Annotated in this window: 6 protein-coding genes, 1 tRNA gene and 1 pseudogene; 4 read left to right on the forward strand and 4 right to left on the reverse strand. The window is 60.1% G+C overall.

Annotated features, from left to right (window positions below; all coding sequences use genetic code 11):
* From EN925_RS19615 to EN925_RS19625, 3 genes are all read left to right on the forward strand, one after another.
* A partial coding sequence (locus EN925_RS19615) for an undecaprenyl-phosphate glucose phosphotransferase (RefSeq protein WP_128336824.1) occupies positions 1-1,043 on the forward strand: 1,043 nt, incomplete at its 5' end.
* Entirely contained in the window at positions 1,040-2,308 is a 1,269-nt protein-coding gene (locus tag EN925_RS19620) for an O-antigen ligase family protein (RefSeq protein WP_127368453.1), read from the forward strand. The genes EN925_RS19615 and EN925_RS19620, both read left to right, overlap by 4 nt.
* Before the next feature lie 56 nt (positions 2,309-2,364).
* A tRNA-Pro gene (locus tag EN925_RS19625) sits at positions 2,365-2,441 on the forward strand.
* 281 nt (positions 2,442-2,722) lie between these two features.
* Here the strand turns inward: EN925_RS19625 and EN925_RS19630 are convergent.
* The 4 genes from EN925_RS19630 to EN925_RS40805 form a co-directional block, all read right to left on the reverse strand.
* Positions 2,723-3,181, reverse strand: a complete 459-nt coding sequence (locus EN925_RS19630; RefSeq protein WP_127368452.1) for a hypothetical protein — start codon at positions 3,179-3,181, stop codon at positions 2,723-2,725.
* A 134-nt stretch (positions 3,182-3,315) separates the two neighbouring features.
* Positions 3,316-4,248 carry a hypothetical protein gene (locus EN925_RS19635; protein WP_127368451.1) on the reverse strand — a complete coding sequence of 311 codons (933 nt, stop codon included), beginning with the start codon at positions 4,246-4,248 and terminating at the stop codon, positions 3,316-3,318.
* A 223-nt stretch (positions 4,249-4,471) separates the two neighbouring features.
* Positions 4,472-4,933 carry a YbaK/EbsC family protein gene (locus EN925_RS19640; RefSeq protein WP_127368450.1) on the reverse strand — a complete coding sequence of 154 codons (462 nt, stop codon included), beginning with the start codon at positions 4,931-4,933 and terminating at the stop codon, positions 4,472-4,474.
* Positions 4,934-5,120: 187 nt separating this feature from the next.
* Positions 5,121-5,705 (reverse strand): helix-turn-helix transcriptional regulator, encoded by a 585-nt coding sequence (locus EN925_RS40805; RefSeq protein ID WP_245460911.1) that lies wholly within the window; start codon positions 5,703-5,705, stop codon positions 5,121-5,123.
* On the opposite strand from EN925_RS40805, the pseudogene EN925_RS19650 reads away from it, so the two are divergent.
* Positions 5,686-5,925, forward strand: a pseudogene (locus tag EN925_RS19650) (hypothetical protein); the annotation flags it as partial. The gene EN925_RS40805 and the pseudogene EN925_RS19650 overlap by 20 nt on opposite strands.

A 5,925-nucleotide genomic window follows, 5' to 3' on the forward strand; every position in this document is an offset into this window, starting at 1 on the left:
GGCTGGTAATGTCGAAGCTGATCCGGGCCTGGGCGCGCGATGGCCGCATGGAGCGGCGCGCCGTCATCGTCGGCGGCGGCAAGGCGGCGGAAATCCTGATCCGCTCGGTCGAAAAGCAGCCCTACAACGATATCCGCATCTGCGGCATCTTCGACGATCGCGGCGATAAGCGCTCGCCGCCCATCGTCGCCGGCTACCCCAAGCTCGGCACCATTTCGGAACTGATTGAATTCGCCCGCATCGCCCGCATCGACATGCTGATCGTGTCGCTGCCGCTGACCGCCGAATCCCGCGTTCTGCAGTTGCTGAAGAAGCTGTGGGTGCTGCCGGTCGACATCCGGCTTTCGGCGCATTCCAACGCACTGCAGTTTCGCCCGCGTGCCTATTCCTACATCGGCGCGGTGCCGATGCTCGACATCTTCGACAAGCCGATCAACGACTGGGATTCGGTGGCCAAACGCGCCTTCGACATCGTCTTCAGCCTGATCGGCATCGTCGTGTTCTCGCCGGTGATGCTGGCGACCGCCATCGCCATCAAGCTCGACAGCAAGGGTCCGGTGCTGTTCCATCAGAAGCGGCACGGTTTCAACAACGAGATCATCGAGGTCTATAAGTTCCGTTCGATGTATACCGACAAGGCCGACCCGACCGCCAAGCAGACGGTGACCAAGAACGATCCTCGCGTCACCCGCGTCGGCCGCTTCATCCGCAAGACCTCGATCGACGAGCTGCCGCAGTTCTTCAATTCGCTTCTGGGTTCGCTATCGCTGGTCGGCCCGCGTCCGCACGCCATCGCCGCGCAGTCGCATAACCTGCTCTACAACGAGGTCGTCGACGGCTATTTCGCCCGCCACAAGGTCAAGCCCGGCGTCACCGGCTGGGCGCAGATCAATGGCTGGCGCGGCGAGATGGACACCAACGAGAAGATCCGCATGCGCACGGAGTATGATCTCTACTACATCGAGAACTGGTCGCTGCTGTTCGATTTGCGGATCCTGTTCCTGACGCCGCTCCGGCTGCTCAATACGGAAAACGCCTATTGAGCGCGATCAGCCATGATCTGCCGCAGGTCGTGGTCAACGCCAAGCTGGTCGCGCTGATTTCCTCGGGCGCGGTCTTCATCGGCATTCTGCTGTCCGGCTTCGTCATCAGCGAGCCGGCGCCCTATGAGCTCTACATGGCGGGGCTGATTGCCATCTGGGCGCTTTTCGGCTTGCGGATTTCCCGCGCGGCAACGCCGCTGCTGGTGCTGCTGGTGACGATGAACATCGGCGGCATGATCTCCATGACGCAGATGGCGGACCTCGCCAACACGCCGCTCTATCTCGCCGTGTCGCTGTTTCTCGCCTTCAGCGCGGTGTTCTTCGCATCGATCACAGCCGTACAGCCGAGCCTCTACCGATTGATCTTCATTGCCTATGTGGTTTCGGCCGTGGCCACCTCGCTGCTTGGCATTGCAGGCTACTTCCATGCCTTTCCGGGCGCCGAGATGTTCACCAAATACGACCGTGCCGCCGGCGCCTTCCAGGATCCGAACGTGTTTGGACCGTTCCTGGTGCTGCCCGGCATCTATCTGCTCTATTTGCTCCTGACCGGACCGGTGACGCGCATGCCGCTGCTGGCGGTGCCACTGCTGATCATCACCGCCGGCATCTTCTTCTCCTTTTCGCGCGGCGCCTGGGGCATGTTCGCCGTTTCGGCCGTCCTGCTCACCGGCTGCCTGTTCCTGCAGAGCGCCAGCGGCATGTTCCGGCTGCGCGTGGTGGTGATGACGATTGCAGCACTGGCGCTGCTGGTCGTCGCCATGATCGTCATCCTGCAGCTGCCCGGCGTGTCGGAGATGTTCTCCAACCGTGCCCATCTCGAACAGAGCTACGACACCGCCCGGCTCGGCCGCTTCGCCCGCTACGGCATCGGCTTCCAGATGGCGATGGAGCATCCGTTCGGCATCGGCCCGCTGGTCTTCGGCACGATCTTCGGTGAAGACACCCACGACATCTGGCTGAAGATGCTGATGGATTATGGCTGGCTCGGCTTCGTGTCGTTCCTCGCGCTCGTCTTGTGGACGATAGCAGCCGGCTTCCGCATCCTGCTGCGCGACCGGCCGTGGCAGCCCTATCTCCTGTGCGCCTATGTCGCCTTCATCGGCAATATCGGGCTCGGCACCTTCATCGACATCGACCACTGGCGCCACGTGTACCTGCTGCTCGGCCTGATCTGGGGCGCCATCGCTCTGGAATACAGGCACCAGCGGTTGTTGCGGCCTGCCTTTCAGGGCTCGCCGGCACCGGCAATCGCAGCGGGATAAAAGTCGCGGAATTCGGTTGACCCGCACGGGGTTATCACGATACATCGCGACCGGTCCGGAGTGTAGCGCAGCCCGGTAGCGCACTTGACTGGGGGTCAAGGGGTCGTCGGTTCGAATCCGGCCACTCCGACCATTAGTTTCCTTGAAGCCCCTAGTTTTTATCGAAGGCGCCGGAAGCGCCTTTTCCCTTTTCGGAACGAAGGGCACTCAAATCGCCAGTCTCGGAACAGGACTCCCGAGAAAAGTCCCGAACTGGACAGTTGGATGTTCTGCATCCGTGCGCATTGGCGATCTGAGATTTGCTCAACCAGTGTCTTTCAAAGCACCCGCAGATTTTCAGAATGTCGGCTGGTCGCCGCCTGCAGATGAGCAGGATGCTCGGAGCTCAAAGCATTTTACGAGATCCATTCCCTGCTAAACTGGGAGCTTCGCAATCTCGGCTCGCCAATACCTCATGGCCTCCCCAATAACGTCATCCAAGAATTGCCGGGTCTGGTCATCCTCTGTCACCACAAGAGCAGGCTCACCAATATCGAATCCTGAACTGAACGTTTCAGCTGAAAATCCCCCACCGCGCTGAGCTTTGGTTGGTTTTTGGCCCCGAGTGATCGTTGCTGTTTTTCTGCCTAGTGCTCCGTGCTTGTGAGTGTCGTGTATGTCCCGTGCGATGGCCAACGCAGGCACGGCCGAGCCGAGGGAATCCCGCTCCAAGCTGACTTTTTGCGCGATTGGATTAGTGTGCCGGATGAAGTGTTCGGCTAGATTATCAATTTCACCCAGTGCGATTATGGCATGCCGCACGCTCAGGTCCTGGGCCGCCCACTCGGCAACCGATGGTTCTACGAAGTCCTTGAGGAATTGAAGCGGGTGCATGCTTAGGAAGCCCCTATCTCTTATGGCGCGGCGATCTCAGCGCAGGATGAACGGCAATGCGCTGGCTTGGCGTTACCGTTCTTTGAATGATAGCAACATCAGCGGCAGCTTGCCGCCTGGAAGTGAGGGCGGGTCTAATCCGGCTGCTTGGCTCGTCTTCTCAGCGTAGCCACCAGCCTCTCTCGCAGTTCGTCAAAAATCCCAAGGTTATTGAGCGCGCTGATCTGCGAATCTATGGTAACTACTGCATCTGGAATTTTTTCGGTTTTACGCCTCGCGTAATCGTACAGCGCAGCGGACCGCGCGTAAATTTCGGCAGCGTCGAGAATGTATTCTTCCAAATTGGCGGCCGCCACGATCATTCGCTCCGGGCGCCTTTTGGGGACTATCGAGCTTATCCTCGACCTCTGAATCTGTATTTTCGTCAGAGTGGCCGCCAATGTTTCCCTGTCGGTCGGAAGCGACACCTCCGTCATTTCCTTAAAAGCCTGAATTGCTTCGGCCGGAGGCGTAGGAAAATCTTTTACTTTGACTGATCGTGGAAGCGATCCATCAACACACCTGTCTAGCAGGCTTCTTAGTATCGAGGCGCACTCTTCGGCGTATTCGGAAAGGAGGCTTAGCGATAGCGGCAGAGTGGCGCGGGCTGCCGCTCTGCGGCTTGCCAGCCTCTCGGCTTCAAGACAAATCTCCTGCCTCATTTGCATATTGATTGCGCGCACGCCCCACCAGGCGCCAGCCAAAGCAACCAAGCCCGCGATTAGTGTTTGGTAGTCATACAGCCACTCCCAGTGGAAATTGGAGGAGAACTGGCAGAGTCCGTAATGCGCAACAGGACTGCAAGCATCATGTGCACCTTGCCAGATGGCGCTAACAGCAAGAAAGACTGCGGCCGTCAAAATTATCGCCCTCGAAATGCTGTTTACCACGGAAGAATCCTTGAACTGCGCATCCTTTGGTGGATTGCCGCCGGCAATCACCAATACAAATAGCCGATTCACTTGGCTGACATGACGAGATTCGTCATGGGCGCACGCTTTCCACAGGGTCCCCGCAACAGGGACCATACCCAACGCGCCTCAGCGCGATCCTCAGCTGTGCTCGCAGGAAAGCAAAGCCTAAGTCCAGATCGATCAAGCATCGGGGTCTGCTTGATGGGATAGAAGCCGCCGATGTCGCGGCCGCCCTGCTGGCTGCAGGATACCGTGATGTCAATGCGCCGGGCGGCGTATCCTCCAAGTTAATGACGCGAGATGCGTCGTGAACTTTCCATCCCAAAGCGTCGAGGGGCTACCCCTGGCACACATCGACCCATTCGGCGCCGATTAGCTCAACCATGCGCTGCGGGCTGATCCGCACCGCCGCATTGGTGGCGCCTGCCGCGGGCACGACCTCGTCAAATTCGCGCAGCGATACGTCGCAATAGACCGGCAGCGGCGCCGGCAGGCCGAACGGGCAGACGCCGCCGACCGGGTGGCTCGTCGCTTCGACAACTTCCGCCGCGTCGAGCATGCGCGGCTTGCCGCCGAACTGGTCCTTGAACTTGCGGTTGTCCAGCCTGGCGATGCCGCTGGTCACCACCAGCATGGTGCGGTCGCCGACGCGCAGGCAGATCGTCTTGGCGATCTGCGCCGGCAGCACGCCATGCGCCTCGGCCGCCAGGGTCACCGTCGCCGAGCTCGCCTCCGTGACGATGACGTCGATGTCAGGCGCGTGGGCGGCGAAGAACGCACGAACGGAGTCCAGGCTCATATCGAAAAACCCATGGTTCAAAAACTTGAAGGACGGCGGATTGCTGTCCAGCAGCCGGGGCCGCCGCGCATATAAGCACGCGCGGCATACAAATCGGCAAGCGCCAGGCTGAAGCAGACGCTGCGGCAGGTACAAAGAAACCCGCCAAGAGGGCCTTGGCGGGTTCTCTGGAATGCCTGGTGCGGGTCTACGCCAGCGATCGACCTTGCGCCGCCGGCGGCGCAGCCGGGGTGATCAGAGCTTCCTGGGGAAGGTGAAGCGCGGACACAATACGACGCAGCTTCGACGGATCGGTCACTCTGCCGCTTTCGATATCCTCAATCTCGTCCACCGCCAGGCCGCATGTCAGGGAGAGCTCTTCCACGCTGTAACCGCGGGTCTCCCGCATCGCTCTGAGGGTGTTGTAATCTGGCCCGCTCCCGTTGGTTGCCGGTTCGGAGTGGGGTTCGCTTTTCGCATTATGGGGCATTGGCAACTCCATGACTGAAAGAGTTTGATCAAATGAGGAGTGTTGCCTGAGACGGTCGGGAAGATGCCCTCTCACTGGTGATTTGCCAAGGGCCAAAATGGCCGTCACGGGATCGTGAACCGGGTGCCTGGCGCGGCCTCTGGCGCACACGTCGCGATCAAGTTGTTTTGAAGGCCTGATTGGCCTTTTGCCGGCAGTTTCGCCGCGCCCATTCGTTATCTCCGGGTCGCTGGCGCGAAACCATCCGGTTCCAGCCAGTTCTCTCCCGGAAGGATTTTTTGCAATGAACTTGAAGACAGTCATGGTCGTGCTCGGCACGATTTCCAGCCTTTCCGTCGCCGGCGCGGGCGCCGCCCAAGCCGCAGGCGCGCTTCGTGTGCGCGGCACGGTGGTCAGTTTTAAGCCCACGCTGCTCACCGTGAAAACCCGCCAGGGCGATACCGACGCGATCAAGCTCAAGGCCGGCTGGAAGATCTCGGGCGTCGCCAACGCCTCGGCAACGGACATCAAGCAGGGCGATTTC

The organism is Mesorhizobium sp. M7A.F.Ca.US.006.04.2.1, assembly GCF_004022915.1.
GTDB lineage: Bacteria > Pseudomonadota > Alphaproteobacteria > Rhizobiales > Rhizobiaceae > Mesorhizobium > Mesorhizobium ciceri.